The sequence below is a fragment of the Streptomyces sp. NPDC048643 genome (genome assembly GCF_040650615.1).
GTDB lineage: Bacteria > Actinomycetota > Actinomycetes > Streptomycetales > Streptomycetaceae > Streptomyces.
On the sequence record NZ_JBEZHO010000012.1, the window covers coordinates 1 to 26,978 of the forward strand.

The window sequence follows — 26,978 nt, forward strand, 5'->3', positions numbered from 1 at the left end:
GCCCGTACCCCTGGATCCAGGGGTACGGGCCACACGCCGTCGCGCGTTCTCCGGGGTCAGACCACCTGGTGCAGCCAGCGGACCGGGGCGCCCTCGCCCGCGTAGCGGAAGGGTTCCAGTTCGTCGTCCCAGGGCTTGCCGAGGAGCTTGGCGAGGTCGGCCTCCAGGTCGGTCTCACCGCGCTGGGAGCGCAGCAGCGCGGCGCGCAGCCGGTCCTCGGGGATGAGGATGTCGCCGTGGATGCCGGTGACGGCGTGGTAGATGCCGAGTTCGGGGGTGCAGCTGTAGCGCTCACCCTCGGCGGTGGGGCACGGTTCGGCGGTGACCTCGAAGCGCAGCAGGTGCCAGCCGCGCAGTGCGGAGGCGAGTTTGGAGGCGGTGCCGACCTCGCCCTTCCAGGAGAACTCGGATCTCCAGGTGCCGGGCGCGGCGGGCTGCCGGATCCAGTCGAGGTTGACGCGCGTGCCGAGCACCCCCGCGACCGCCCACTCGACATGCGGGCACAACGCGCGGGGCGCGGAGTGCACGTAGAGAACTCCACGTGTCGTCACTGGGGCCTCCGGACAGAGCGAGACATCTTGTAACTTAGCGGAACGGCAGTGGCAGGGCGGCCACGGGGCGAGGCTACCGTGCGGTGACGCGAGGAGTGTGACGTACCGTCGGTCCAGGCGCCGTGAACTCCGAGGTTTCACCCGGCGGGACGCGTCCGGACCTCCTGCGGGGGTCCGGAGCGGTCTCCGGGCCGGTCCGGCCGCCCCGTGGAGCGCGGGCGGCCGGCCCTGTACGACGTGGTGCGACCGACCGCACGGAGCGGGTGCCGACCAACCCTGTACAACGAACGAGGAGACCAGGGGATGCGCAATCGCGGCCACCGTTCACGGGCCGTCCTCGCCGTCGCGGTGGCGGCCCTCCTCGGCGTCGCCGGGTGCGACGCCTCCGGCGGCAACTCCTCCGCGCCCAGCGGTACGGGGGGCCACGCGTCCCCGCGGCCCACGCCGGCGTGGGACCGCAGTCCGACGTCGATGGCCGCGGTCGGCGACTCCATCACCCGCGGGTTCGACGCGTGCAGTGTGCTGTCCGACTGCCCCGAGGTGTCCTGGGCGACCGGCAGCGACCCACGGGTCAGGAGCCTCGCGGTCCGACTGCTCGGCAGGACCGGGGCGGCCGAGCGGAGCTGGAACTACGCGGTGACCGGCGCGCGGATGGACGACCTGCCCGGCCAGATGGCGCAGGCGGCGACCCGCAGGCCGGAGCTGGTCACGGTGATGGCGGGCGCCAACGACGCCTGCCGCGCCTCCACCTCGGCGATGACGTCGGTGACCGCCTTCCGCCGCTCGTTCCGGGACGCGATGGACACCCTGCGCGGGACGCTGCCCAAGACCCAGGTGTACGTGTCGAGCGTGCCGGACCTGAAGCGGCTGTGGTCGCAGGGGCGGGGCAACGCGCTCGGCAAGCAGATCTGGAAGCTGGGCATCTGCCCCTCGATGCTCGGCGACGCGGACTCGCTGACGTCGGCGGCCACGCTGCGCCGGGACCGGGTGCAGGACCGGGTGGAGGCCTACAACCAGGTGCTGCGCGAGGTGTGCGCCAAGGACCGGTACTGCCGCTTCGACGGGAACGCGGTGTTCGACTACCGCTTCGGCACGGACCAGTTGAGCCACTGGGACTGGTTCCACCCGAGCACGGACGGTCAGGCACGACTCGCGGAGATCGCCTACCGGACCGTTACCGCGCGGAGACCTGTCACCTAGGGTTTCTCCCATGAGCGAACTTTTCGGCACACTTTCCGACGGCACTCCCGTCCACCGCTTCACGCTGGAGCGGGCCGGGGTCCGGGTGCGTGTGCTCACGTACGGCGGCATCGTGCAGTCGGCCGAGGTGCCGGACCGGGACGGGCGGGCCCTCGACATCACCCTGGGGTTCCCCGACCTGGCGGGGTACGTGGAGCACCCGGAGCCGTATCTCGGGGCCCTGGTGGGGCGGTACGCGAACCGGATCGGCGGCGCGCGCTTCCCGCTCGACGGGGCGACCTACCACCTGGCGCCGAACAACGGGCCCAACTCGCTGCACGGCGGCGACGGGGGCTTCGACAAGCGGGTGTGGGACGCGGAGCCGCTCGAACACGGGGTGCGGCTCTCCCGGGTCAGCCCGCACGGCGAGGAGGGCTTCCCGGGCCGCGTGGAGGTCTCCGCGACGTACACGCTCGACGAGCGGGGCGCGCTGCGGATCGTCTACGAGGCGGTCACCTCAGCACCGACGGTGCTGAACCTGACGAACCACACGTACTGGAACCTGAGCGGGTCCGGCAGCGCGATCGGGCACGAACTGCGGCTCGACGCCTCGCGGTTGACGCCGGTGGACGCCGACCTCATCCCGACCGGGGAGCTGGAGCCCGTCGAGGGCACCCGCTTCGACTTCCGTACCGCGCGCAAGACGGGGGCGGGGTACGACCACAACTTCGTGCTCGACAAGGGGATCACGGACACTCCGGTCGAGGTGGCCGAGCTGCACGATCCGGCGTCCGGGCGGGTGCTGACCGTGGCGACCACCGAACCCGGCCTGCAGTTCTACACCGCCGACCACCTGGACGCCCCGTTCGCCCCCAACGACGGGATCGCGCTGGAGACCCAGCACTTCCCCGACTCGCCGAACCGGCCGGAGTTCCCGACCACCGAGCTGCGGCCGGGCGCCGTCTACCGGTCGGAGACGGTGTACGCGTTCTCCGCGCGCGCCTAGCGACCCGGGAAACGGCGAGCCCCGGTCCGGAGGTCAGGTTCCGGACCGGGGCTGTTCAGGGGGACGTGCGCCGGTTACGCCTCGATGATCGTGCGCAGCCGGGGGTCCGTGAGGGAACGCCCTGCCTGAACCTCGTACGAACCCTTCACAAACGCCCAGCCGCCGGCGGCGGTGTCCCAGATCTCGAAGGCGCGGCGCGGCAGCTCCACGACGGCCTCGACGCTCTCGCCGGGGCCGGCCTCGACGGCGGCGAATCCGGCGAGCGCCCGAGCGGGCCGCTCGGCGTCCGGCTCCGCCGGGGCGAGGTAGACCTGGACGACCTCGCGTCCGGCGCGCTCACCGGAGTTGCGGACACGGACGGTGACGGTGCTGCCCTCGACCTCGATCGCCTCGTACGTCCAGTCGGTGTAGCCGAGGCCGTGACCGAAGGCGTACGACGGGGTCCGTCCTTCCTTCTCCCAGGCGCGGTAGCCGATGAACACGTCCTCCGTGTACGGGAGTTCGCCGTCGGCGGGGGCGACCCGGGTGACCGGGGCGTCGGCGAGGGATCCCCAGGTGGTGGGGAGCCGGCCGCCGGGCTCGTGGGCGCCGGTGAGGACGTCGGCGAGGGCGGCGCCGCCCTCCTGGCCGGGGAACCAGCTCAGGAGCACCGCGGCGACCTCGTCGCGCCACGGAAGCTCCACCGGGGAGCCGGAGTTGACGATCACGACGGTGTTCGGGTTGGCGGCGGCGACGGCGTGCACCAGTTCGTCCTGGCGGCCGGGGAGCCTGAGGTCCGCCCGGTCGAAGCCCTCGGACTCGACGCGGTCGGTGGTGGCGACCACGACGACGGCGGTGTCGGCGGCGCGGGCCGCCTCGACGGCCTCGGCGATCAGTTCGTCGGCGTCGCGCACCGGCTCCTGGTGGGCGAGCGAGAAGCCGACGACCTTCATCGGGATGTCCTCGGGGAGCGCCACGACGTACGTGAGGGACACCTCGACGGGCTGTCCGGCGGTGAGTTCGACCTGGCCGCGCGGGACCGGAGCGCCGAAGAACGTGATGAAGGGGTCGTCCTTGTCGGTGCCCTGGACGTCGTCGAAGTAGGTCGTGCCGTCGACGGTGAGGGCGAACGCGCCGAGGCCCTTCACGCCAAAGGTGTGCAGGCCGGTGTCGCGCGGGGTGAACGTGCCGGTCAGCTCGACAGTGTGCAGGGTGTCGTGGGTGACGCCCTCGGGCAGGTCGTCACCCATCCACTGGATCTGGCCGTTCGGGGCCGAGCCGCTGCCGATGACCTCCCCCGCTGCGTCGCGGCAGACCGCGCGGAGCTCGAACCCCTTGTCGGCGACGGGGAGTTCGACGGTCGGGTCGGCTCCGACGGCGTAGCTGAGGGTGCCCTCGGGGAGGGCCGCGGTGAGGCCGTCCAGGGGAGAGACCACCCGGGCGGGGAAGACCGTGGCGGAGCCGCCGCCGAGGACGCGGGCGTCGCGGGCGGCGGCGCCGATGAGGGCGACGCGCCGGCCCTCCGTGAGCGGCAGGGCCCCTTCGTTGCGGACGAGGACGAAGGCCCGGCGGGCGATCTCGCGGGCCAGCGCCTCTCCGTCGACGGTCGCGGGCGGCTCGGTGACGACGGGCTCGGCGCCCTGGAGGATGCCGACGCGGGCGGCGAGGCGCAGCACGTTGCGGACGGCCGTGTCGACCGTGGCCTCGTCGACCTCGCCGGCCCGGACGGCGGCGGCGAGCGGTGCGCCGTAGACGGTGCGCGGGCCGGGCATGGCGACGTCGAGGCCGCCCTCGATGGCGGCCTTGGTGGCGCGGCCGGCCATCCAGTCGGAGACGTTGAAGCCGTCGAAGCCCCACTCGCCGCGCAGGACCTCGTTCACGAGGTAGCGGTGCTCGGTCATCGTGGTGCCGTTGACCTGGTTGTAGGCGGTCATGATGCCCCAGGGATGAGCGTTCTCGACGATGGTCTCGAAGGGGGCCAGATAGAGCTCGCGCAGGGCGCGTTCGGAGACGAGGTTGTCGACGGTGAAGCGGTCGGTCTCGGCGTCGTTGGCGACGAAGTGCTTGACGGTGGTGCCGACTCCGCCGGCCTGCACGCCCCGGACGTAGCCGCTGCCGATCGCGCCGGTCAGCAGGGGGTCCTCGCTGTAGGCCTCGAAGTGACGCCCGCCGAGCGGGGAGCGGTGCAGGTTCACGGTGGGGGCGAGCAGGACGTGGACGCCCTTGCGACGGGCCTCCTGGGCGAGGAGCGTGCCGGCACGGCGGGCCAGCTCCGGGTCCCAGGTGGCGGCGAGCGCGGTGGGCGAGGGCAGGGCGACGGAGGGGTCGTCGGCTGTCCAGTGGACGCCTCGGACGCCGATCGGGCCGTCCGACATCACGAGGGACCGCAGGCCGATCTCCGGGAGCGCGGGGAGCGTCCACATGTTCTGGCCGGACAGCAGCCGGGCCTTCGCGTCCAGGTCGAGGCGGGCGAGAGCCGCCTCGACGACGGCCTCGCGGGCCGCGTCCGCCCCTTGCGGGCCCTTCGCCGTGTCCACCGCTGTCTCCGCCATGGCGGCACCTCCTCGTTGAAAGCCGTCTGTGGCTCCATCCTGCATCGACTACCTGTAGAGCGGTAGGTTTCGTTACGTGCCCGTTATGGTGAGGGTGATCGGATGCCGTACGGTGACGCCATGGCGACCAGGACCACCCGGAGTGAGGAGCGGCGCGCGGAGATCGTGCGCGCGGCGCTGGAGGTGATCGCCGAGCGCGGCTACCGGGGCGCGAGCCTCGCCGCGGTCGCCGAGCGCGTGGGACTCACCCAGCAGGGCCTGCTGCACCACTTCCCGACGAAGGAGGCGCTGCTCGTCGCCGTGCTCAAGGAGCGCGACCAGTGGGACGCGGTGCCGGACAGCGCGTGGCGGACCGATCTGCTCGTCTCGCTGGTCGAGTACAACGCGATGCGGCCCGGCATCATCCAGACCTTCTCCGCGCTGCTCGGCGAGAGCGTCACGGAGGGGCACCCGGCGCGTGAGTTCTTCACCCGCCGCTACACCGCCGTCCGCGCGAACATGGCCTCGGTGCTGCGCGCCGAGTACGGGGAGCGGCTGCCGAGCGGCCTCACGCCGGAGCGCGCCGCTCCGCTGCTCGTGGCCGTGATGGACGGCCTCCAGTACCAGTGGCTGCTGGACCCGGAGTCGGTGGACATGCCGGCCGCGTTCCGTGACTTCCTCACGCTGCTGGGCGAGAACTGACCCCTCTCGCACCCCCTGCGAGGACCGGCGCGCTTCGGCCACGTGGGCCCCGCACCATGGCGTACGTCCCCCGCGTCACGGGATACTCGGCGCCGTCCGGTTGCACCCCCACGCGACGGAAGGCCCGAACTCCCTTGAATCGTCTCCGCGTTCGGATCGGCGTCCTCGGGCTCGCGCTGCTGGCGGGGTTCGCCGCGCCGCCCGCCGCCTCGGCCCTGCCGGCCGTGTCCGCCCCGGTGGCCGGGGTTCCCACGGCCGAGGAGCAACGGCTCGACCGGGCGGCGCCGCAGGAGATCCTGCGGCGCTCCGGATTCGACACGGTGGCACCGGAGTTCGCGCGGGCGCTGGAGCGGGCCGGGTCGTACGCGCAGGCCGAGCGGATCGTCCGGCGGCAGGGTGCGCGCCTGTGGCAGCGGGCGGTCGACCGGGTCCAGGGCCGGGGACCCGCGGGCGGGGACCTGAGCCGGGACGACGACCGGCCGCTGTACTGGGCCCGGCTCGGCATGACCCGCGAAGTCCGGCAGTGGCAGCCCGCGTTCGGGATGACCGACGGCCGGCGGACCCGGTTGCTGGACGGCCTGGAGCGGAGTTCACGCGGCCAGGACGCCGTCCGCTATCCGCCGCGCGAGAAGCTGAAGCGGATCCTCGTCACCGGGTTCGACCCGTTCACCCTGGACCGGGACGTCCGTATCTCCAACCCCTCCGGGGCGACCGCGCTCGCCCTCGACGGCACGACGATCAGGACGGCGGACGGTCCCGCGCGGGTGGAGGCCGTCGTCTTCCCCGTCCGCTGGCGGGACTTCGCCGAGGGCGCGGTGGAGCGCGCCCTGCGCCCGTACCTCCCGCACGTGGACCTGTTCACGACCGTGAGCCAGGGCCGCGTCGGCCGGTTCGACGTGGAGCGCACCAACGGGGCCTGGCGGGGCGGCTTCCCGGACAACGAGAACGTCTCCAGCACCGGGACCGTGCCGGTGACCGACCCGGCCGCGCAGCCCCAGTGGACGTCGACGACCCTCCCGTACGCGCGGATCGTCGCCGCGCCGACGGGGCGCTTCCCGGTCTACGACCACACCGCGGTGACCGAGATCCCGGCCGGGGGCACCGATCCCGTCGTCCGCGCCGACGGACCGACCCCGGGCTCACAGGCCCGCGCGGGCGGCGGCGGGGACTACCTGTCGAACGAGATCGCCTACCGGGCGACTCTGCTGCGTGACCGTCTCGGCCTGGGCGCGAGCCTGCCGGGCGGCCATGTCCACACGCCCGTGCTGGAGTTCGGGGCCGGCAACACGGACCCGGCGACCGGGACGGTGACGGACCCCGCGTTCGTGCGCAACCGCCTCGACATCGTCGCCCAGGTGCGCGCGATCCTGACGGTGGCCGCCGATGCCGGGGCACCCGCCGTCGGCGCGGCGCGGCGGTCGCGCGGCTGAACCGGAGGTGCGGGGGCCGGACGCCGCCCGGTCACGGGGCGGCGGTCTCCTCCGCCGAGGCCACCGCGGCCGCCGCGGAGACCTCGGCGTCGCTCGCGCCCTCGCCGGTCTCCTCGCCGAGCAGGTCCCGGGCCATCAGGGTGGCGCCCGCGACGGCGCCCGGCATCAGGAAGACCGCGACGAACGGCACGACGAACGCCAGGGCCAGCGGTGTGCCGAAGCCCCAGACCAGCGTCTTGCGGGAGCGGAGCAGGGTGAGGCGGGCCTTCAGGTCGACCCGGCGGCGCTGCAGGGCGACGGCGACGAGTTCCTCGGTGAGGAAGAAGCCGGTGACGAAGAAGCCGAGCACCGGGACGGCGGTCTGGCCGACGAACGGCACGAAGCCGAGCGCGAAGAGGAGCACGCCCCAGACGGCGGCCCGCACCACGATCCGGAGGCTGTCGCGCCCGGAGATCCACAGTTCCCGCCAGAGCGGCAGCCCCGACTCGGGGGCGGTGCCGTCCGGGGAGACGTCACGGTCGACCTTCTCCGAGAGGTTCTCGTAGAAGGGCTGGCCTATCAGCAGGGTGACGGCGGTGAAGGTGACGACGGCCAGCAGCAGCGCGAGGGCGAACAGGACGGCGGTGAGGAAGCCGCGGAAGAGGCCGGACCAGGGGCTGGTCCAGTGGTCGGCGAACGGGGTGGACCAGGTGACGAGGTCCTCGCCGTACATACCGAGAGAGACCAGCGCCGCGGCGTACAGCACGAGCGTGATGAGCCCGGGCAGCAGGCCGAACCCGTACTGCTTGCCGTGCCGGACCACCCACCGCTGGCCCCGCAACAGATGACCGAAGCCCACCCCGAGATCGCGCATGGGGGGAACCATATCGGGGTGCCGCGCGGGACATCACGGGGCGGTGGCGACCGGTTTCCGCCAGGCGCGGCGCAGGGCCCGTCGTCATGTACGGCGAAAGCCGCACCCCGCGTCCCGGGGTGCGGCCTCCGTGGCGTGCGACGGGCGCCGTCAGACGAGCGTCACGGTGATGTTGCCGCGCGTCGCCTTCGAGTACGGGCAGACCTGGTGAGCCTTCTCCAGGAGCGCGCGGGCGGTGCCGGCGTCGACGTTCGGGATCGCGGCGGAGATCTCCACGATGATCCCGAAGCCGTCGTGGTTCTTGCCGATGCCGACCTTCGCGGTGACGGTCGAGCCGGAGATGTCGGCGTTCTCCTGCCGGGCCACGACGCCGAGGGCGCCCTGGAAGCAGGCGCTGTACCCGGCGGCGAAGAGCTGCTCCGGGTTGGTTCCGGCGCCGCTGCCGCCCATCTCCTTCGGCGGGTTGACGACGACGTCGAGCTTGCCGTCGTCGGTGGCGACGCGGCCGTCCCGGCCGTTCTCGGCGGTGGCGACTGCGGTGTACAGGACCTCGGACTGCTGGATGGACATACGGTGCGCTCCTCCTTGGCCGGTCGCGACTCGCGCCCACGATCGCGACGACTTCGGAAAGAAGTTATCGCATGTCGGAAGTCCTGCGACAGGCCCGCCCCCGGTCGCCGTGGCGGCCGGGGGCGGGACGTGCATCGCGTCCGAGCAGGTCGGGGCAGGTCAGAGCTTGACGATCATCTTTCCGGTGTTGTCGCCGCGCAGGACGCCGAAGAAGGCCTCCAGGTTGTTCTCGATGCCCTCGGCGACCGTCTCGTTGTACTTCAGCTCGCCGGAGCGGACCCAGCCGCCGACCTCCTGGACGAACTCCTGCTGGAGGTCGTAGTGGTCGCCGACGAGGAAGCCCTGGATGCGGCCGCGGGTCTGGATCAGGCGGGCCAGGTTCTTCGGGCCGGGGACGGCCTCGGTGCTGTTGTAGACGGAGATCATGCCGCAGATCGCGATGCGGCCGTCCCGGTTGAGGGCGCCGATCGCCGCTTCCAGGTGGTCGCCGCCCACGTTGTCGAAGTAGACGTCGACACCGTCGGGAGCGGCCTCGCGGAGCTGCTGGGAGACCGGGCCGTTCTTGTAGTTGAAGGCCGCGTCGAAGCCGTACTCCTCGACGAGGAGCTTGACCTTCTCGTCCGAGCCGGCGGAGCCGATGACGCGCGAGGCGCCCTTCAGCCTGGCGATCTGGCCGACCTGGCTGCCGACCGCGCCGGCCGCGCCGGAGACGAAGACCGAGTCGCCCTCCTTGAAGGACGCGACGCGCAGCAGCCCCGCGTAGGCGGTGAGGCCGGTCATGCCCAGAACGCCGAGGTACGTGGAGAGCGGCGCCGCCTCGGGGTCGACCTTGACGGCCTGCTTGGCGTCCACGACGGCGTACTCGCGCCAGCCGAGGAAGTGCAGGACGTGGTCGCCGACGGCGATGCCCTCGGCGTTCGAGGCGACGACCTCGCCGACCGCGCCGCCCTGCATGGTCTTCCCCAGCTCGAAGGGCGCGACATAGGACTTGGCCGAGCTCATCCGGCCGCGCATGTACGGGTCGACGGACACGTAGGCGTTGCGCACCAGGACCTGGCCCGGTCCCGGCTGCCGCACCTCGGCCTCGACCAGGGCGAAGTCCTCGGGCTTCGGCCAGCCGACCGGACGGCTGACCAGCTGCCATTCACGGTTGACGGCGGGGAGCTGGGGGGTCTCGGACATGAGGGTGCGCCTTTCACAGTGACGGGCGAGCGGCTCTGGCGGTTCAGCGGTGGTTCGTCCACGGCAACAAGTACTTCATTACCTGAAACAACCATGCGCCTGAATATTTCATGATGTCAAGTAACGGGGTACGCTCGGAGACATGGCCACCCAGAAGAGACCCCGGATCGACCCCTTGACCATGGAGGTCGTCGAGCTGATCGGCACGGTCGTGGCCCGCTACCACGACGAGTACGAGGACGCCGCGGCCGAGCACGCCCTGACCGGCGCGCAGGCACGGCTGCTGAGCCTGCTCTCGCTGGAGCCGCTGCCCATGCGCCGCCTGGCGCAGAAGCTGCGGTGCGAACCGTCGAACGTCACGGGGATCGTGGACCGGCTGGAGGCGCGGGGCCTGGTGGAGCGGCGCCCCGATCCGGCGGACCGCCGGGTGAAACTGGCCGCCGCCACGGCCGAGGGGCGCACGGTGGCCGGGGGCCTGCGCGACTCCTTGAAGTTCGCGCGCGAACCCCTCGCCGGTCTGTCGGAGCAGGAGCGGCTGACCCTGCGGGACCTGCTGTCCAGGATGCTGCTGGAGCCGGACGGCACCGCGGGCTGACCCTCTCGCACGCAGGGCGCGGGAGTCCCGGGAGGCCGCCCCCTGTGGTCCGGCACGATCCGGACGGCGGATCCTAGGCGCACCACCACAGGAAACGGCTGCACGTCTCCGAAGGGGTGGGTTTCGGCGGCGGGGCCGAGGTCGTCGGGGCCGTCGTGGCGGGGGTCGAGGTCCGGGAGGCCGAGGGGGCCGGCGCGGCTGTCGAGGGCCGGTTCGGGAGCGTGCCCGCGGTCGCCGTCTGCGCGTGCTTGGCGTCCTTCGCGCTCGTCGCGGACGCGGACGCCGAGGGGGAATCGGAGGCCGAGGGCGAGATCGAGGCGTCGGGTGTCCGGCCGGCCGAGGCGTCACCGGGGGCCGGCGTGCCCTCCTTCGGGCGTGCGGCGTCCTTCGCCCGCGCCGCCGAACCGTCGGGCGACTCCCCGCCGGCCGCCGCCGGGCCGGGACCCAACCCGGGTGCGTCGACGCCGAGTTCGGCGAGACTCAGGCCGCCCGCCGCGAGGACGAAGCCGGCCACGACGAACAGAGTGCGACGGCGGCGCCTGCGGTGCGCGGCGGCCTTGCGGTCACGTCGGCTGGTACCGGCCTCCGCGTCCGGCGCCTCCGGATCGTCCAAGTCGTCCGGATCACCCGGCTCACTCGAAGTCCCGCCGCCGGGGCCGGAGTCGGCGCCGTCGTCGTACGAGGTGCCGTCGTCGTACACGGGTCCCTGGCCGTACGCGGCCCCTCCGTCGTACGCGGCACCGTAGACCGGGTCGGCGTCCCGTTCCCGCGCGCCGGGCCGTTCGGTGGGGACCCGGGGTTCTGCGGCGCGCAGGCCCTCGACCGGGGTGCCGCACCCGGGGCAGGCAAGGGCGCCGTTGAGGTGCCGTCGGCACGCGTGGCAGTAGTCCATGACGCGGGAAGACTAAGTTCACCCTCGGTAACGTTCCTAGGGGCGCCTGTGAAAGTTCTGTGCGGAACCCGGAGTTCCGGCATGGCGGTACACGACACCCCCGGCGATTTCCTGCCATCCGCGCCATCCACGACGTCCGGGCCGCCGACGCGACCCGCCCCCCACGCGTCCGCCCGCCGCACCACACTGTCCCGCGCGAGGCCCGCCGAAACCGTTCTCCGCGCGAACCATTGACACCCCCCGGGCCGCGTCTCTACTGTCACGCCAGCATTTCGAACGTGTGACGAAATTTCGAACAGAGAAGCACAGGGGGCAACTGCCGTGCGCATCACGGGAATCACCACACATGTGGTCGGGACACCCTGGCGGAACCTGACCTACGTCCAGGTGCACACCGACGAGGGCATCACCGGGGTCGGCGAGACCCGGATGCTGGGCCACACCGACGCGCTGATCGGCTATCTGCACGAGGCCCGGACCAACCACATTCTCGGCTCGGACCCCTTCGCTGTCGAGGACCTGGTCCGCCGGATGAAGTACGGCGACTACGGCCGCGCCGGCGAGATCGTGATGTCCGGTATCGCCGTCATCGAGATGGCCTGCTGGGACATCAAGGGCAAGGCGCTCGGGGTGCCGGTCTGGCAGCTCCTCGGCGGCAAGGTGACCGACCGGGTCAAGGCGTACGCGAACGGCTGGTACACCACCGAACGGACCCCGGAGGCCTATCACAAGGCCGCCCAGGAGGTCGTCGCGCGCGGTTACCGGGCCCTGAAGATCGACCCGTTCGGCACCGGCCACTTCGAGCTGGACCACGAGGCCACGCTCTACTCGGTGTCGCTCATCGAGGCGGTGCGCGACGCGATCGGCCCGGAGACCGAGCTGATGCTGGAGATGCACGGCCGGTTCTCGCCGTCGACCGCGGTCCGGCTGGCCCGCGAGCTCGCGCCGTTCCAGCCCGCGTGGCTGGAGGAGCCGGTGCCGCCGGAGAACCTCAAGGCACTGGAGAAGGTGGCCGCCAAGGTCGACATCCCGGTCGCCACCGGCGAACGGATCCACGACCGCGTCGAGTTCCGCGAACTCTTCGAGAGCCAGGCCGTCGACATCATCCAGCCCGACGTCGGCCACATCGGCGGCATCTGGGAGACCCGCAAGCTCGCCGCCACCGCCGAGGCCCACTACGTCCTGGTCGCGCCGCACAACGTCGGCGGCCCGGTCCTGACCGCGGCCTCCCTCCAAGTCGGCTTCAGCACACCGAACTTCAAGATCCTGGAGCACTTCAACGACTTCGCGGACGCGGAGATCAAGAAGGTCGTGAAGGGCGCCCCGCAGGTCGTGGACGGCTACTTCGAGCTGTCCCACGAGCCCGGTCTCGGCGTCGAGCTGGACGTCGACGCGGCGGCCGAGTTCCCGCAGCAGCAGGCCAGGTTCGACCTCTGGGCGGACGGCTGGGAGCAGCGCAGGCCGAAGGGGAACGCGTGAGTACCGCGGTCGTCGTCGACGGGCCGGGCGAGCACCGGCTGGTCCCGCACGAGCCGGTGCGGCCCGCGGCGGGCGAGGCGCTCGTGCGGGTGCACGCGGTCGGCATCTGCGGCAGCGACCGCGAGGTCTACCAGGGCAACCGGCCCGACGGGTACGTGCGGTACCCCCTCACCCCGGGCCACGAGTGGTCCGGCACCGTCGAGGAGGTCGGTGCCGGCGTCCCCGCGGCGCTCACCGGCCGCAAGGTCGTCGGCGAGGGCTTCCGCAACTGCCAGGTCTGCGACCGCTGCCACGCGGGCGAGACGACCCTGTGCACCGCGGGGTACGAGGAGACCGGCTTCACCGTTCCCGGCGCGATGGCGGCCACGCTGACGCTCCCGGCACGGCTGCTCCATGTACTGCCCGACACCGCCGACCTGACCGCCGCCGCCCTGCTGGAGCCGGCCGCCTGCATCGCGGCCGCCGCGCTGAAGGCGAACGCGCTGCCCGGTGAGCGGGTCGCCGTGGTGGGCACCGGAACGCTCGGGATGTTCGCGGTGCAGTTCCTCCGGGCGGGCTCCCCGGCCGAGCTGCTCGTGGTGGGCACCCGCCCCGACCGGGCCGCGCTGGCGAAGGAGTTCGGCGCCACCGGTTTCCGTACCCGCGACGAGGAGCTCCCCGGCGGCTTCGACGTCGTCGTGGAGACCGCCGGGTCCGCGTCCGCCGCGCGCACCGCCGCCTCCCTGCTGCGGCGCGGCGGACGCCTGGTCCTCACGGGGATCCCGGCGCCCGGCGCGGAGGGGCTCGACCCGACCGACCTGGTCGTACGGCAGCTGGAGGTGCACACCGTGTTCGGGGCACCGCCGGACGCCTGGGCGCACACGGTCCGGGTGTTCGGCGCCGGACTGCTGAACCCGACGCCCCTGGTGACGCACGAGCTGCCGCTCGCCGCGTTCGCGGAGGCGATCGAGCTGGTGGGGTCCGGTGACCCCGAGGTCGGCAAGGTCCTGCTGAAACCGTGACCGCCCGAGCCGTACGCCGGCGCGGGGCCTCCTGACAGCCCCGTGCCGGCGTACTCCCCGGGCCTCCGCACACCCAAAGACGCGAACCTTGTCCGAAATATCGAACATGAAGGACGGCTTGTGACGACCGATGCCTCTCCCACGGCAGCCCGGCGACCCGGCGAGCGGGCGCTCGCCGCGCTCGGCCTGGGCGCGCCCGCCCTCTCCCCCGCCGACACCTCGCCGCACACCTTCCCGGGAGGCGGCCGCTGGCGCACCGAGGTGCCCTCCGTCGAGGGCCCCGAGGCGCTGGCCGCGGTCCTCAAGGAGTCCTCGCGACTCGACGTGCCCATCCACCGGATCAGCCAGGGCAGCGGTGTCTGGATGCTCACCGACGCCGAGATCACCGAGATGGTCGAGGCCACCGGTGAACGCGACATCGAGCTCTGCCTGTTCACCGGGCCGCGCGGCACCTGGGACATCGGCGCCTCGGTCCGCACCGACTCGCGCGGCGGCGGGCTGCGCGCCCGTGGCCACGACGCCGTCGCCGGCTGCGTCGAGGACGCCGTCCGCGCCACCGAGCTGGGGGTGAAGTGCCTGCTCGTCGCGGACGAGGGGGTGCTGTGGACGCTGCACAGGGCGCGCACCGCGGGGATCATCCCGGCGGACACCACCCTCAAGGTCTCGGCGCTGATCGGCCCGGTCAACCCGGCCGCGTACGCGGTGTACGAGCACCTCGGCGCCGACTCGGTCAACGTGCCGAGCGACCTGACGCTCGGTCATCTCACCGAGATCCGGCGGATCTCCGCCGCCCCCATGGACCTGTACATCGAGGCCCCCGACGACCTCGGCGGGTACGTGCGGATGTACGAGGTCGCCGAGCTGATCCGGCGCGGCGCACCGCTCTATCTGAAGTTCGGGCTGTCCAAGGCCCCCGGGATCTACCCGTACGGCACCCATCTGCGGGACCTGACCCTGGCCACCGCCCGGGAGCGCGTACGGCGCGGCCGGCTCGCGCTCGACCTGCTCGCCCGGCACGGCGCGGACGGCGACATGGCGCCGCTCGGTTCCCGCATGCCCGGGCCGCTCCACCGCTTTCCCACCGATGTCACCCCGCTCTGACCCGCCGCACCACCCGCTGCCCTCTCTCAACGACGAGAAGAACAAGGACTGATCATCATGCGCAACCGCAGAGCCGCAATCGCCGCCATCGCCGGTGCCGCCTCCCTCGCCCTCACCCTGTCCGCCTGCGGGCAGGACAGCGACGGCGGCAGTGACGACAAGGGGGGCAGCACGAAGGGCGCCACGATCGGCATCTCGATGCCGACCAAGTCGTCCGAGCGCTGGATCGCCGACGGCAACAACGTCGTCAAGAACCTCCAGTCGAAGGGCTACAAGACCAAGCTGGCGTACGGGGAGGACGACCCGGACCAGCAGGTCTCGCAGATCGAGAACATGATCACGCAGGGTGTGAAGGCGCTGATCATCGCCGCCATCGACAACAAGTCGATGAACAACGTGCTCCAGCAGGCCGCCGACGCCAAGATCCCGGTGATCTCCTACGACCGGCTGATCCTCGGCAGCAAGAACGTCGACTACTACGCGTCGTTCGACAACACCAAGGTCGGTGAGCTGCAGGGCGGTTACATCGTCGACAAGCTCGGTCTGAAGGACGGCAGCAAGAAGGGGCCGTTCAACATCGAGCTGTTCGCCGGCTCCAACGACGACAACAACACGAAGTACTTCTTCCAGGGCGCGATGAACGTCCTGCAGCCCTACATCGACAAGAAGCAGCTCGTCGTGAAGTCCGGGCAGACCAACCTCACCCAGGTCACCACGCTGCGCTGGGACGGCGGCACGGCGCAGAAGCGGATGGACGACATCCTCACCTCGGCGTACAAGAGCGAGCACGTCGACGCCGTGCTGTCGCCCTACGACGGCATCTCGATCGGCATCCTCTCGTCGCTGAAGTCGGACGACTACGGCTCCAAGAGCAAGCCGCTGCCGGTCGTCACGGGCCAGGACGCCGAACTCGCGTCGGTGAAGTCGATCATCAGGGGCGAGCAGACGCAGACCGTCTACAAGGACACCCGCAAGCTGGCGACGGTGGCCTCGAACATGGTCGACGCGGCGCTCAAGGGCAAGAAGCCCGAGATCAACGACGACAAGACCTACGACAACGGCACCAAGGTCGTCCCCGCGTACCTGCTGCAGCCGGTCAGCGTCGACAAGTCCAACTACGAGAAGGAGCTCGTCACCACGGGCTACTACAAGGCCACCGACCTCAAGTAACCGCCGCCCCCTACTGATTGGAAGGCACGACCATGGCGGGACCCGTCCTGGAAATGCGCTCGATCGTCAAGACCTTTCCCGGCGTCAAGGCGCTGTCGGACGTCACTCTGACCGTCCAGCAGGGCGAGGTCCATGCCATCTGCGGGGAGAACGGCGCCGGCAAGTCGACCTTGATGAAGGTCCTCTCCGGCGTTCACCCGCACGGGAGTTACGAGGGGGACGTCCTCTTCGAGTCGGAGGTCTGCACGTTCAAGGACATCAGGGCCAGTGAGCAGCACGGCATCGTGATCATCCACCAGGAACTGGCCCTGGTGCCGTACCTCTCCATCGCGGAGAACATCTTCCTCGGCAACGAACACGCCACCCGCGGACTCATCAGCTGGACCGAGACGCTGCGGCACGCGTCCGAACTGCTGCGGCGGGTCGGGCTCGACGAGAACCCGCAGACCCGCGTCGCGGACATCGGCGTGGGCAAGCAGCAGCTCGTCGAGATCGCGAAGGCGCTGTCGAAGAAGGTGAAGCTGCTCATCCTGGACGAGCCGACCGCCGCCCTGAACGACGAGGACAGCGGCAAACTCCTGGACCTCATCCTGGAGTTGAAGAACCAGGGCATGACCTCGATCATCATCTCGCACAAGCTGAACGAGATCGAGCGGGTCGCGGACTCGGTGACCATCCTGCGCGACGGGCGGACCATCGAGACGCTCGACGTGAAGGCCGCGGAGACCACCGAGGACCGGATCATCAGCGGCATGGTCGGCCGCGACCTGGAACACCGCTTCCCGGAGCGGACCCCGCACCACCCCGAGGCGGGCGCCGCGCCCGCCCTGGAGATCCGCGACTGGACCGTGTTCCACCCGATCGACCAGCAGCGCAAGGTGGTCGACGACGTGTCGATCTCCGTACGGCGCGGGGAGATCGTCGGCATCGCCGGACTCATGGGCGCCGGCCGCACCGAGCTGGCGATGAACGTCTTCGGGCGGGCCTACGGCCGCTACGCGGGCGGCACGGTGCTCCGGGACGGCAAGGAGATCCGGACGAGGACCGTGTCCCAGGCGGTCGGGCACGGGATCGCGTACGTCACCGAGGACCGCAAGCACTACGGCCTCAACCTCATCGACACGATCAACCGCAACATCACGCTCAGCGCGCTGGGCAAGGTCGCCCGGCGCGGGATCGTCGACGAGCACGAGGAGCGGCAGGTCTCCGAGGGCTTCCGCACCTCCATGAACATCAAGGCGCCGACCGTCTTCGAGCCGGTGGGCAAGCTGTCGGGCGGCAACCAGCAGAAGGTCGTCCTCAGCAAGTGGATCTTCGCGGGGCCCGAGGTGCTGATCCTGGACGAGCCGACCCGCGGGATCGACGTGGGCGCCAAGTTCGAGATCTACACGGTCATCGACCGGCTGGCGGCCGAGGGCAAGGCGGTCGTCTTCATCTCCTCCGAGCTGCCGGAGCTGCTCGGCATGTGCGACCGCATCTACACGATGGCAGCGGGACGGCTGACGGGTGAGTTCTCGCGGGCGGAAGCCTCGCAGGAATCGCTGATGCGTCAGATGACAAAGGACAAAGAGGGAAGCCGATGAGCACGGATGTGACCGCCAAGACGCCGGCCCCCGCGCCGGCCGGCAAGAGCGGATCGGACACGGGAGGGAGCCTGCTCCAGCTGATGCTGGACGGCATGCGCCGCAACATGCGGCAGTACGGCATGCTGTTCGCCCTCGGTCTGATCGTGGTGCTGTTCGCCGTGTGGACCGACGGCGACCTGCTGCTGCCCCGCAACGTCTCCAACCTGGTGCTGCAGAACAGCTACATCCTGATCCTCGCGATCGGCATGATGCTCGTCATCATCGCGGGCCACATCGACCTGTCGGTCGGCTCGCTGACGGCGTTCGTGGGCGCGATCGGCGCCGTACTGATGGTCAACCACGACCTCTCCTGGCCGCTGGCCCTGGTGCTGTGCCTGGCCATCGGCGCCGCCGCGGGCGCGGCGCAGGGCTTCCTCATCGCGTACCTCGGCATACCGTCGTTCATCGTGACCCTCGCGGGCATGCTGACCTTCCGCGGACTGACCGAGATCTTCCTCAAGGGCCAGACGATCGGCCCGTTCCCCGAGGGTCTGCAGAAGGTCGCCAACAGCTTCCTGCCCGAGGTCGGACCCGACACGAACTACCACAACCTCACGCTGCTGCTGGGCATCGCCCTGATCGCCTTCGTGGTGTTCCAGGAGGTCCGTGACCGCAAGCGGCAGCAGGAGTTCTCCCTCGACGTCCTGCCCCGGAACCTCTTCCTGCTCAAGCTCGTCGCGCTGATCGCCGCGGTGTTCACCGTCACCCTGCTGCTCGCCAGCTACAAGGGCGCCCCGGTGGTCCTGCTGATCCTCGGTGTCCTGGTCGCCGGCTTCGGCTACCTGATGCGCAACGCGGTCATCGGCCGGCACATCTACGCGATCGGCGGCAACCTCCCGGCGGCGAAGCTGTCGGGCGTGAAGGACAAGAAGGTCACCTTCCTGGTCTTCCTGAACATGGGCATGCTCGCGGCCCTGGCGGGTCTGGTCTTCGCCGCCCGCTTCAACGCGGCCTCGCCCAAGGCCGGTCTGAACTTCGAACTCGAAGCGATCGCGGCCTCGTTCATCGGCGGCGCGTCGATGAGCGGCGGCGTGGGCACGGTCCTCGGCGCGATCATCGGCGGTCTCGTCCTGGGCGTGCTGAACAACGGCATGAACCTCGTCGGCGTCGGCAGCGACTGGCAGCAGGTCATCAAGGGCCTGGTGCTGCTCGCGGCGGTCGGCTTCGACGTGTGGAACAAGCGCAAGGTCGGTTCGTAAGTCGGCCGGGCCCCGCCCGGCCGGGCGGGGCCCCTTCCAGTGCAGGAGCCGCACATGGACATGAGCAGACGTACGGTCATCGCAGCGGCAACGGCGGCGGGGCTCACGGCCGCCGCCGGTGTCGGAACGGCGCACGCCTCCCCGGGCGGCAGGCCCGCCAAGGAGCTCTTCGGCAGACTCGCCGACGGGACGAAGGTCCACCGGTGGTCGCTGGAGAACGGCGGAACCCGCCTCAAGGTCCTGTCGTACGGCGGGGTCGTCCAGTCCCTGGAGATCCCCGACCGGCACGGCCGGTACCGCAACGTCGTCCTCGGCTTCGCCGGTCTCGACGACTACGTCGCGAAGAGCCCCTACTTCGGGGCGCTGATCGGCCGGTACGGCAACCGGATCGCCAAGGGGCGGTTCACTCTCGACGGCACCACCCACCAGCTCTCCGTCAACGACGGCGTCAACAGCCTGCACGGCGGCGCCCAGGGCTTCGACAAGCGGGTCTGGGACGTGGCGGGCTTCACCTCCGGCACCGACGTCGGGCTCGTCCTGCGCTACACCAGCGCCGACGGCGAGATGGGCTACCCCGGCACGCTCCGCGCCAAGGTCACCTACACCCTGAACCGGCACGGCGACTGGCGCATCGACTACGAGGCGACCACCGACCGGGCCACCGTCGTCAACCTCACCAGTCACGTGTACTGGAACCTCGCCGGTGAGGGCAGCGGCTCGATCTACGACCACGAGCTGGAGATCGCCGCAGCCCGCTACACCCCGGTCGACACCGGCCTCATCCCGACCGGCGAGCTGGCCCGAGTCACCGGCACGCCGTTCGACTTCCGCCGCACGAAGACGGTCGGCGAGGACATCCGGGTGGGCCACCAGCAACTGCTCTACGGCCAGGGCATCGACCACAACTGGGTCCTCGACAAGGGGATCTCCGCCCGGCCCGAGCACATCGCGACGCTGCGCGACCCGTCCTCGGGGCGCACGCTGAGGATCTCCACGACCGAGCCGGGGCTGCAGTTCTACTCCGGCAACTTCCTGGACGGCACCCTGCTCGGCACCGGCGGTCACATCTACCGTCAGGGGGACGCGCTGTGCCTGGAGACGCAGCACTTCCCGGACTCCCCGAACCATCCGTCGTTCCCCTCGACGGTGCTGCGACCGGGGCGGACGTACCGGACGAGCACCGTGCACAGCTTCGGTCCGTGACCGACCTTCACCACTGGTTCACCGGGTCCACACGATTTCCCGGCGATTGAACAGCGCCACATCCGCATCCGTATGGAAGGGCGGCCCGTGCTCCCCCGCACGGGCCACCCCACGTCCGAGGGCCCGTCCTCCCCAGCGGGCCCGCCCCCTACGGAGGTTCCATGGCAGGCAATGTCACCTCGCTCTTTCGCGGCACCGCGGCGCACAGCCCGTCGATGGCCGCACTGACGCGGGAGGGTGACGGAGCCGGACCTGTGGACTTCTGCATTCCGTGCAACCCGTACTTCCCGACCCCCGCGATGTTCGACGAACTCGCGGGCAGGCTGCGGGAGATCATCACCTACTACCCGAGCAGCGCCGACACCATCACCGCCGAGCTGTGCTCGCTGCTCCAGCTCCCGCCGCAGTGCGTCGCGATGGGCAACGGCTCCACGGAGCTGATCACCTGGATCGACCACCTGCTGGTCCGTGAGTCCCTCGCCATCCCCGTCCCCACGTTCGGCCGCTGGACCGATCAGCCCATGGAGACCGGCAAGCGGGTCGACATGTTCCCGCTCCAGGAGTCCACCGGCTTCGCCCTGGACCTCGCCGCGTACGCGAAGTTCATCCGCGCCCGCGGAACCCGGGTCGCCGTCCTGTGCAACCCGAACAACCCCGACGGCGGCTTCCTGCCCCGCCAGTCCGTCATCCAGTTCATGGACGCGATGGCCGACCTGGACCTGATCGTCATCGACGAGTCGTTCCTGGAGTTCGCCGACGCCGAGTCCGAGCCGAGCGTCGTCGAGGACGCGGTGATGCGGCCCAACGTCATCGTGCTGCGCAGCCTCGGCAAGAACTTCGGGCTGCACGGCATCCGCTTCGGGTACCTCGTCGCGAACCCCGCACTGGCCGGCAAGGTCCGCTCGATGCTCCCCAAGTGGAACCTCAACTCCTTCGCGGAGAGCGTGGTGTTCATGCTGAAGGAGCACGGCGCCGAGTACATGGAGAGCCTCCACATGGTCCGCCGCGACCGGCTCGACATGGCCCGTGAACTGGCCGCGCTGCCCGGTCTGACGGTCTATCCCTCGCAGGGCAACTTCCTCTTCGTACGCCTTCCCGTGGGCGCCGAGGGGACCGTGGTCCGGGACCGCATGCTCACCGAGCACCGCATCCTGGTCCGCGAGTGCGGCAACAAGATCGGTTCGTCCAGCCGCTTCCTGAGACTCGTGGTGCGCCCCCAGGCCGACGTGCGTCGCCTGGTGTCCGGTCTGGAGCAGGTGCTCTACGGGTCCAGGAGGGGAGCCGCCGTACCGGAGCTGAGCACAGGGACCGGCTACAGCTCGGGTACGGCGGCCGTCGACCGTCTGGTCGGCGCCACCAACGGTGCCGGGATGCAGGGTCTGGCCGCCCAGGCGGGTGCCTGGCCCGGGACCGCCCCCCAGGTCCGGCCCGCCCCGGCCGCCGCTCCGGCGCCCGTGCTGCCGCCCGCTCCGCCCGTACGGCCCGCCGCCGCCGTGATCTTCCCCGACCAGCAGCCCATGGCGGCTCCGCCCCGCCCCGCCCCGCAGCCGTTCGCGGCCGCCGCCTACGCCGCACCGCAGGCCGCGCCCCCCGGCGTGCCGCAGCCCGGCACCTGGCCCGCGGCGGCCCAGGGACCGGGCGCGATGCCCGCGCAGATGCCACCGGCCGCCATGCCCGCCCCGGCCCAGCCGGCCGGACTCCAGCCGGCCGCCGCACAGACGGGCATGCCCGGCATGGCGAACGCCGCGTCGCTCGGCGCGCAGGGCGGCCTGACGGCCGCCCAGGTCCGCGGCAGGACCCAGCCCGAACCCCCTCCTCCTCCCCCGTCGACCGGCGGCTGGGGAGCCGTCGGCGCGATGCTCTACAACCAGGCAGGCTGAACAGGCCACCCGCGGCAGGCCCTTCGGCCACCCGCTCAGGACCACGGTCCGGGCTCCCGTGCCCGGATCGCGGCCAGGGTCCGCCGACACCTTCCCGCCCCGCCCACCCCTCGACACGGCGCCGGCGCCGACACACCGCCGGAACCAAAACGCAACCGGCCCGGCCCTGTGCGCCGGCCGCCCCCGGGCCTACGATCGACGCTCTTCGTCTACGCGCGTCAAGCGTGGTGGGAACAGAGGTGGTGGCCGTGCGTCGCAGTGCCCGGATCATGGTGACGGTGACGGCCGCGCTCGGCCTCACGGCGAGCGCGGCCGGCTGCGGAGCGGGGCAGGGGACGGAGGACGCGGGGACCACCACGCTCACCGTCGTCGCGACCAACTACGGCGACAGCGTCCACAAGAACTCGCAGGGCTACTGGGACCGCGTCGGACTCGCCTTCCAGGCCGCCCACCCCGGCGTCCGGGTGGTGACGACGGTCTACCCCGCCGACACCGTGGACGCGAAGGTCGCCGCGCTGGTGAAGCGGGGCAAGGCGCCCGACATCGTGCAGAGCGGCAGCTTCGCGCAGTACGCGGCCGCCGGACAGCTCTACTCCGCCGACGAGGTGCTCTCGATCCCCGTGCAGGCCGGGTTCGTCCGCAGCCTCGCGGACGCCGGGAAGGTGAACGGCACCCAGTACGCGATGCCGTTCACCGCGAGCACCCGGCTGCTCTACTACAACAAGGACATGTTCCGGCGGGCCGGTCTCGACGCCCCCACCACCTGGCAGGAACTCGCCGCGGACGCAAGGGCGTTGAAGGCGCAGGGCGTGAAGTACCCGATCGCGCTGCCGTTCGGGCCCGAGGAGGCCGAGGCGGAGACGCTGGGATGGCTGCTCGCGGGCGACGGAGGCTACACCGGCAGCGCCGGGGGCTACGACTTCGTCTCCGAGGCCAACGTCTCGGCGCTCACCTGGCTCAGGACGAACCTCGTCGAGCCGGGACTCACCGGCACGGTGGCACCGGGCCGGCTGAACCGCAGCGCGGCGCTCACCGCCTTCGTCGACGGCGAGGCCGGCATGGTGAACGCCCCGCTGTCCCTGATGCGGCAGATCGACGACTCGTCGCAGAACGTGCCGTACGGCACGGTCGCACTGCCCGGCAGCACCGGCAAGGAGGTGCCGACCATGGGCACCGCCGACTGGGTCGTCGCGTTCGAGCGGGGCGGGCACCGCGAGGAGGCGGGCGCGTTCCTCGACTTCCTGTACCGCGACAAGTACGTCCGTGAGCAGGCCACCGAGTACCAGCTGCTCCCGGTCACCGCGACGGTGACGGCCGCCCTGCGCGCGGATCGCCGCTACAGCGCCCTCTGGCACGGTCTCGACGCCCTGGACGGCATGGACCTGTACCCGCTCGCCGAGACGGACTGGTCGCGGGTGTCGGCCTCGATCCGGTCGAGGATCGGCGCGGCCGTCGCCCCGGGCGGCGATCCGGAGGCGGTCCTGACCTCGATAGCGAAGACGGCCCGCTGAACCGGCCGGCATCTCCCGGACCACTCCGCCCTCCCCCGCCCCTCGGTCCGCGGCCGGAAGACCGGCCGGAGACCGGCGACAGCCCGACCTCCCGGCGGCAGCGGTTCTCTTGACGGACCGACAGTTCCCGGCCCTCCTGGGGGTCCCGCGGCGCGTACGGAGGAGAGGAGGATGCCGTCGTCCACCGGGCGGCGCCGTGCCCCCTACCGCCCATACCGCGTAATCCGTCCGCGCCGGGCACCTCATATGACCATGAAATGACCTGCCTGTGTGGACAATGGCCGCACCCGCCCCCGGGTGCTCGGGCCCGGCCCGGCCGGGGGATCCCCATCGCCGTCCCCGGGAGGACCCGCATGGTGTTGAGCAGACGTACCTTCAGCGCACTCGCCGGCACCGCCGCACTCGGATTCTCCCTCGGTGGCAGCGGCAGCGACGTGGCGAGCGCGGCCGGAAGGACGGCCCTCGCACCCACCGGACCCGCCCCCGCGCCGCCCGGGGCCGACGGCCGGAGACACACCGTCGGCTTCGACCGCTACTCGATGCTCGTCGACGGCCGGCGCCTGGTGATCTGGTCCGGCGAGGTCCACCCGTTCCGGCTGCCCAGCCCGTCCCTGTGGCGGGACGTCCTGCAGAAGCTGCGCGCCCACGGCTACAACACGGTCAGCATCTACGTCGCGTGGAACTACCACTCCCCCGCGCCCGGAACGTACGACTTCACCGGGGTCCGCGACCTCGACCTGTTCCTGCGCACCGCCGCCGAGACCGGGCTGTACGTCATCCTGCGCCCCGGCCCCTACATCAACGCCGAGGTCGACGCCGGCGGCTTCCCCGGCTGGCTGACCGCCACCGCGGGTGTGGCCCGCACCTCCGACCCGACGTACCTGAAGCACGTCGACCAGTGGCTGACCGCCGTCAACCGGATCGTCGGCCGCCACCAGTACACCGACGGCGGCGGCACGGTCGTCCTCTACCAACTGGAGAACGAGTACGACAACCACGTGACCGAGCCCGCCGGCCGCGACTACATGGCGCACCTCTACGCGAAGGTCCGGGCCGACGGCATCGACGTGCCGCTCTTCCACAACGACAAGGGCCGCAACGGCCACTGGGCGCCGGGCACCTTCGACACCGGCGGCGAGCGGGGCCGCTACCTGTACGGCTTCGACGGCTATCCGTCCCCCTTCAAGACGCCTCCGGACTGGGGCCACTTCGGCGTGGGCGGCACGAAGGGCGGGGCGACGGCGAGCCCGGACACCCCGGGTTTCATCCCCGAGTTCGGCGGCGGCTGGTTCGACCCGTGGGGCGGCGCCGAGTTCGACGGCAAGGGGTACGCGGAGTCCCGCCGCACCCGCGACGCCGCCTACGAGCGCCGGTTCTACCTCACCAACCTCGCCAACGGCATCACCGTCCACAACGTCTACATGACGTTCGGCGGCACGTCCTGGGGCTGGCTGCCCGCACCGATCGTCTACACCTCGTACGACTACGGGGCGGCCCTCGACGAGGGGCGGCAGCCGACGGAGAAGCTCACCCCCATGCACCAGATCGGACAACTGCTGCATTCCGTACCGGAGTTGGCGAAACTGGACCGGGCCGAGGCCATCCCGTCCGATGACCTGGGCGCCGATCTCGGCATCAAGAGCTACCACCTGGTCAACCCGGACACGAAGGCGCACGTCCATGTCCTGCGCAACGACTCGGCGGCCGAGGCGGTGGCCTCGGTGCCGCTCGCGGGGACGACCGTGCCCGTGCCGGTGCCCGGCCTCGACGCACGGCTCCTCGTCACCGGGATCTCCCTGGGGCGCCGGACGCTGCGGTACTCGACGGCCCAGCCGATGCTCCGGCTGACCGCCGGACGCCAGGACATCGCGGTGTTCACCGGCCGCTCCGGAGAGTCCACGCGCACCTGTCTGGAAGCGACGAGCGAGCCGAGGGTCACCGTGCTGGACGGCACGGCCCGGCACGGCTTCGAGGACGGGGTGCTGCGGATCGACGCCCGGCTGGACGGCGTCACCCGTGTCCTGGTCGAGGGCGGCGGCGTCACGGCCCCCCTCCTGCTGCTGCTCGCCGACGACGAGAGCTCCCGTCGGCTGTGGCGGTACGACACCCCCTCGGGGCCGGTCCTGGTGCGCGGCCCGGCGCTGCTGCGCACGGCGGCCCTGCGCGGCAGCACCCTCCATCTCACCGGGGACACCGTGGACGCGGCGGACCTGGAGGTGTGGGGGCCCCGCGGGACGAACGAACTCGTCTGGAACCAGGGCACGTTGCGGGCCCGTTCCACCACCTCGGGGAGTCTGCGCGCCGAACAGCGTTTGCCCGGCGTGCCGTCGGTGCGGCTGCCCGCCCTGACCACCTGGCGCCGGTCCGCCGAGAACCCCGAGTCCGCCGCCGACCACGACGACTCGGCGTGGCAGGTCGCCGACCGGAAGACCTCGTACAGCGTCACCCCCGTCCCCGCCGGGCAGCCCGTGCTCTTCGCCGACGACTACGGCTTCCACTACGGAGACGTCTGGTACCGGGGCCACTTCAAGGACGACGGTGACGCCGAGTCCGTGGCGCTCTCCTATGTAGCCGGCGCCCAGGGCCTGTTGATGGCCTGGCTGGACGGCGAACCGCTGGGCACGCACCGGATGCCGGTGCCGGACAAGAAGACCGTGCGGCAGGGGACCTGGTCGGCCACCGCGACCTTCCCGGTCCGGCCGCGACCGGGCCGCTCCCACGTGCTGTCCGTGCTGGTCCGCCGGATGCAGCACGACGAGGACGGCAGGGCGAACGACAGCCACAAGGCCGCCCGCGGACTGACGGCCGTGACCTTCGCCGGGGCGGCCCCCGCGATCGACTGGCGCATCCAGGGCGAGGGCGCCCCCGACCGGGTGCGCGGGCCGCTCAACAACGGCGGCCTGCACGGGGAACGGCACGGCTGGCATCTGCCCGGGTTCGCCGACGGCGACTGGAAGCTCGTGGACCTCCCGCGCGCCGAGAAGCGGCAGGGCGTCACCTGGTACCGCACCGGGTTCCGGCTCGCGGTAGAGAGCGGCGTGGACGCGTCGATCGGCCTCACCCTCACCGACGACCCGTCCCGCGCCTACCGCGTCCAGATCTTCCTGAACGGCTGGAACATGGGCCAGTACATCAACGACGTGGGCCCCCAGCACACGTTCGTGCTGCCCAACGGGGTGTTGCGCACCCGGGGGTCCAACACGCTGGCCCTCGCCGTACTGTCCGACGGGACCACCCCGGCGGGCCCGGGGCGGGTGGAACTGACCCTGCTGGGCAGCGCGGCCGGAGGAGTTCCGGTGACCCCGGTCGACTCCCCCGGCGCCGCGCGATAGGTCCGCC

21 protein-coding genes are annotated in these 26,978 nt (G+C 71.5%); 15 read left to right on the forward strand and 6 right to left on the reverse strand.

Annotated features, from left to right (window positions below; translation table 11 throughout):
* Positions 1 to 56 precede the first annotated feature (56 nt).
* A complete protein-coding gene (locus tag AB0C62_RS14440) occupies positions 57 to 551 on the reverse strand; it encodes a DUF3145 domain-containing protein (RefSeq protein ID WP_362972908.1) in 495 nt (164 codons plus the stop codon).
* A 303-nt stretch (positions 552 to 854) separates the two neighbouring features.
* Between AB0C62_RS14440 and AB0C62_RS14445 the strand changes: the two genes are divergently transcribed.
* Entirely contained in the window at positions 855 to 1,751 is an 897-nt protein-coding gene (locus AB0C62_RS14445; RefSeq protein WP_362972910.1) for an SGNH/GDSL hydrolase family protein, read from the forward strand.
* 10 nt (positions 1,752 to 1,761) lie between these two features.
* Positions 1,762 to 2,736, forward strand: coding sequence for an aldose epimerase family protein (locus tag AB0C62_RS14450; protein ID WP_362972912.1), 975 nt, complete (start codon positions 1,762 to 1,764; stop codon positions 2,734 to 2,736).
* Between the two features lie 74 nt (positions 2,737 to 2,810).
* Here the strand turns inward: AB0C62_RS14450 and AB0C62_RS14455 are convergent, their stop codons facing one another.
* Positions 2,811 to 5,267 carry a glycoside hydrolase family 3 C-terminal domain-containing protein gene (locus AB0C62_RS14455; protein WP_362972914.1) on the reverse strand — a complete coding sequence of 819 codons (2,457 nt, stop codon included), beginning with the start codon at positions 5,265 to 5,267 and terminating at the stop codon, positions 2,811 to 2,813.
* A gap of 102 nt (positions 5,268 to 5,369) precedes the next feature.
* Here AB0C62_RS14455 and AB0C62_RS14460 point away from each other — a divergent pair, with 102 nt between their 5' ends.
* Together AB0C62_RS14460 and AB0C62_RS14465 are read left to right on the forward strand one after the other, a co-directional pair.
* Entirely contained in the window at positions 5,370 to 5,948 is a 579-nt protein-coding gene (locus AB0C62_RS14460; protein WP_362972916.1) for a TetR/AcrR family transcriptional regulator, read from the forward strand.
* A gap of 134 nt (positions 5,949 to 6,082) precedes the next feature.
* Positions 6,083 to 7,378: a pyroglutamyl peptidase gene (locus AB0C62_RS14465; protein ID WP_362972918.1), complete on the forward strand. Its 1,296-nt coding sequence runs from the start codon at positions 6,083 to 6,085 to the stop codon at positions 7,376 to 7,378.
* A gap of 31 nt (positions 7,379 to 7,409) precedes the next feature.
* On the opposite strand, the gene AB0C62_RS14470 is transcribed toward AB0C62_RS14465, so the two are convergent.
* The 3 genes from AB0C62_RS14470 to AB0C62_RS14480 form a co-directional block, all read right to left on the reverse strand.
* Positions 7,410 to 8,231: an EI24 domain-containing protein gene (locus AB0C62_RS14470; protein WP_362972920.1), complete on the reverse strand. Its 822-nt coding sequence runs from the start codon at positions 8,229 to 8,231 to the stop codon at positions 7,410 to 7,412.
* A gap of 150 nt (positions 8,232 to 8,381) precedes the next feature.
* Entirely contained in the window at positions 8,382 to 8,801 is a 420-nt protein-coding gene (locus AB0C62_RS14475) for an organic hydroperoxide resistance protein (protein ID WP_362972922.1), read from the reverse strand.
* A 159-nt stretch (positions 8,802 to 8,960) separates the two neighbouring features.
* Complete coding sequence (locus AB0C62_RS14480; protein ID WP_362972924.1) at positions 8,961 to 9,983, reverse strand: NADP-dependent oxidoreductase; 1,023 nt, start codon at positions 9,981 to 9,983, stop codon at positions 8,961 to 8,963.
* A 142-nt stretch (positions 9,984 to 10,125) separates the two neighbouring features.
* On the opposite strand from AB0C62_RS14480, the gene AB0C62_RS14485 reads away from it, so the two are divergent.
* Positions 10,126 to 10,578, forward strand: a complete 453-nt coding sequence (locus tag AB0C62_RS14485; RefSeq protein ID WP_362972926.1) for a MarR family transcriptional regulator — start codon at positions 10,126 to 10,128, stop codon at positions 10,576 to 10,578.
* A gap of 73 nt (positions 10,579 to 10,651) precedes the next feature.
* Here AB0C62_RS14485 and AB0C62_RS14490 read toward each other — a convergent pair whose 3' ends face one another.
* Positions 10,652 to 11,470 (reverse strand): hypothetical protein, encoded by an 819-nt coding sequence (locus tag AB0C62_RS14490; protein WP_362972928.1) that lies wholly within the window; start codon positions 11,468 to 11,470, stop codon positions 10,652 to 10,654.
* Between the two features lie 321 nt (positions 11,471 to 11,791).
* Between AB0C62_RS14490 and AB0C62_RS14495 the strand changes: the two genes are divergently transcribed.
* The 10 genes from AB0C62_RS14495 to AB0C62_RS14540 all read left to right on the forward strand — a co-directional run bounded on the left by AB0C62_RS14495 (position 11,792) and on the right by AB0C62_RS14540 (position 26,971).
* On the forward strand, positions 11,792 to 12,949 hold the full coding sequence (locus tag AB0C62_RS14495) for a mandelate racemase/muconate lactonizing enzyme family protein (protein WP_362972930.1): 1,158 nt from the start codon (positions 11,792 to 11,794) through the stop codon (positions 12,947 to 12,949).
* On the forward strand, positions 12,946 to 13,950 hold the full coding sequence (locus tag AB0C62_RS14500) for an alcohol dehydrogenase catalytic domain-containing protein (RefSeq protein ID WP_362972932.1): 1,005 nt from the start codon (positions 12,946 to 12,948) through the stop codon (positions 13,948 to 13,950). The genes AB0C62_RS14495 and AB0C62_RS14500 overlap by 4 nt, the downstream gene beginning before the upstream one ends.
* Positions 13,951 to 14,070: 120 nt before the next feature.
* Positions 14,071 to 15,051, forward strand: coding sequence for a hypothetical protein (locus AB0C62_RS14505; protein WP_362972934.1), 981 nt, complete (start codon positions 14,071 to 14,073; stop codon positions 15,049 to 15,051).
* Between the two features lie 57 nt (positions 15,052 to 15,108).
* Positions 15,109 to 16,221 (forward strand): multiple monosaccharide ABC transporter substrate-binding protein, encoded by a 1,113-nt coding sequence (gene chvE, locus AB0C62_RS14510; protein WP_362972936.1) that lies wholly within the window; start codon positions 15,109 to 15,111, stop codon positions 16,219 to 16,221.
* Between the two features lie 32 nt (positions 16,222 to 16,253).
* Positions 16,254 to 17,804, forward strand: a complete 1,551-nt coding sequence (mmsA, locus tag AB0C62_RS14515) for a multiple monosaccharide ABC transporter ATP-binding protein (protein ID WP_362972938.1) — start codon at positions 16,254 to 16,256, stop codon at positions 17,802 to 17,804.
* Positions 17,801 to 19,045 carry a multiple monosaccharide ABC transporter permease gene (mmsB, locus tag AB0C62_RS14520; protein ID WP_362972940.1) on the forward strand — a complete coding sequence of 415 codons (1,245 nt, stop codon included), beginning with the start codon at positions 17,801 to 17,803 and terminating at the stop codon, positions 19,043 to 19,045. The genes mmsA and mmsB overlap by 4 nt, the downstream gene beginning before the upstream one ends.
* Positions 19,046 to 19,099: 54 nt before the next feature.
* Positions 19,100 to 20,248 (forward strand): aldose epimerase family protein, encoded by a 1,149-nt coding sequence (locus tag AB0C62_RS14525; RefSeq protein WP_362972942.1) that lies wholly within the window; start codon positions 19,100 to 19,102, stop codon positions 20,246 to 20,248.
* A 161-nt stretch (positions 20,249 to 20,409) separates the two neighbouring features.
* On the forward strand, positions 20,410 to 22,128 hold the full coding sequence (locus AB0C62_RS14530) for a histidinol-phosphate transaminase (RefSeq protein ID WP_362972944.1): 1,719 nt from the start codon (positions 20,410 to 20,412) through the stop codon (positions 22,126 to 22,128).
* A gap of 248 nt (positions 22,129 to 22,376) precedes the next feature.
* A complete protein-coding gene (locus AB0C62_RS14535; protein ID WP_362972946.1) occupies positions 22,377 to 23,639 on the forward strand; it encodes an extracellular solute-binding protein in 1,263 nt (420 codons plus the stop codon).
* Positions 23,640 to 23,992: 353 nt separating this feature from the next.
* A complete protein-coding gene (locus AB0C62_RS14540; RefSeq protein ID WP_362972948.1) occupies positions 23,993 to 26,971 on the forward strand; it encodes a beta-galactosidase in 2,979 nt (992 codons plus the stop codon).
* Positions 26,972 to 26,978: the final 7 nt, after the last annotated feature.

Bases quoted from the DNA above. Each gene is read 5' to 3' on its own strand.
- AB0C62_RS14445 (WP_362972910.1), top strand. From the start codon at position 855: ATGCGCAATCGCGGCCACCGTTCACGGGCCGTCCTCGCCGTCGCGGTG.
- AB0C62_RS14450 (WP_362972912.1), top strand. From the start codon at position 1,762: ATGAGCGAACTTTTCGGCACACTTTCCGACGGCACTCCCGTCCACCGC.
- AB0C62_RS14455 (WP_362972914.1), bottom strand. From the start codon at position 5,267: ATGGCGGAGACAGCGGTGGACACGGCGAAGGGCCCGCAAGGGGCGGAC.
- AB0C62_RS14460 (WP_362972916.1), top strand. From the start codon at position 5,370: ATGCCGTACGGTGACGCCATGGCGACCAGGACCACCCGGAGTGAGGAG.
- AB0C62_RS14470 (WP_362972920.1), bottom strand. From the start codon at position 8,231: ATGCGCGATCTCGGGGTGGGCTTCGGTCATCTGTTGCGGGGCCAGCGG.
- AB0C62_RS14475 (WP_362972922.1), bottom strand. From the start codon at position 8,801: ATGTCCATCCAGCAGTCCGAGGTCCTGTACACCGCAGTCGCCACCGCC.
- AB0C62_RS14480 (WP_362972924.1), bottom strand. From the start codon at position 9,983: ATGTCCGAGACCCCCCAGCTCCCCGCCGTCAACCGTGAATGGCAGCTG.
- AB0C62_RS14485 (WP_362972926.1), top strand. From the start codon at position 10,126: ATGGCCACCCAGAAGAGACCCCGGATCGACCCCTTGACCATGGAGGTC.
- AB0C62_RS14490 (WP_362972928.1), bottom strand. From the start codon at position 11,470: ATGGACTACTGCCACGCGTGCCGACGGCACCTCAACGGCGCCCTTGCC.
- chvE (WP_362972936.1), top strand. From the start codon at position 15,109: ATGCGCAACCGCAGAGCCGCAATCGCCGCCATCGCCGGTGCCGCCTCC.
- mmsA (WP_362972938.1), top strand. From the start codon at position 16,254: ATGGCGGGACCCGTCCTGGAAATGCGCTCGATCGTCAAGACCTTTCCC.
- mmsB (WP_362972940.1), top strand. From the start codon at position 17,801: ATGAGCACGGATGTGACCGCCAAGACGCCGGCCCCCGCGCCGGCCGGC.
- AB0C62_RS14525 (WP_362972942.1), top strand. From the start codon at position 19,100: ATGGACATGAGCAGACGTACGGTCATCGCAGCGGCAACGGCGGCGGGG.
- AB0C62_RS14530 (WP_362972944.1), top strand. From the start codon at position 20,410: ATGGCAGGCAATGTCACCTCGCTCTTTCGCGGCACCGCGGCGCACAGC.
- AB0C62_RS14540 (WP_362972948.1), top strand. From the start codon at position 23,993: ATGGTGTTGAGCAGACGTACCTTCAGCGCACTCGCCGGCACCGCCGCA.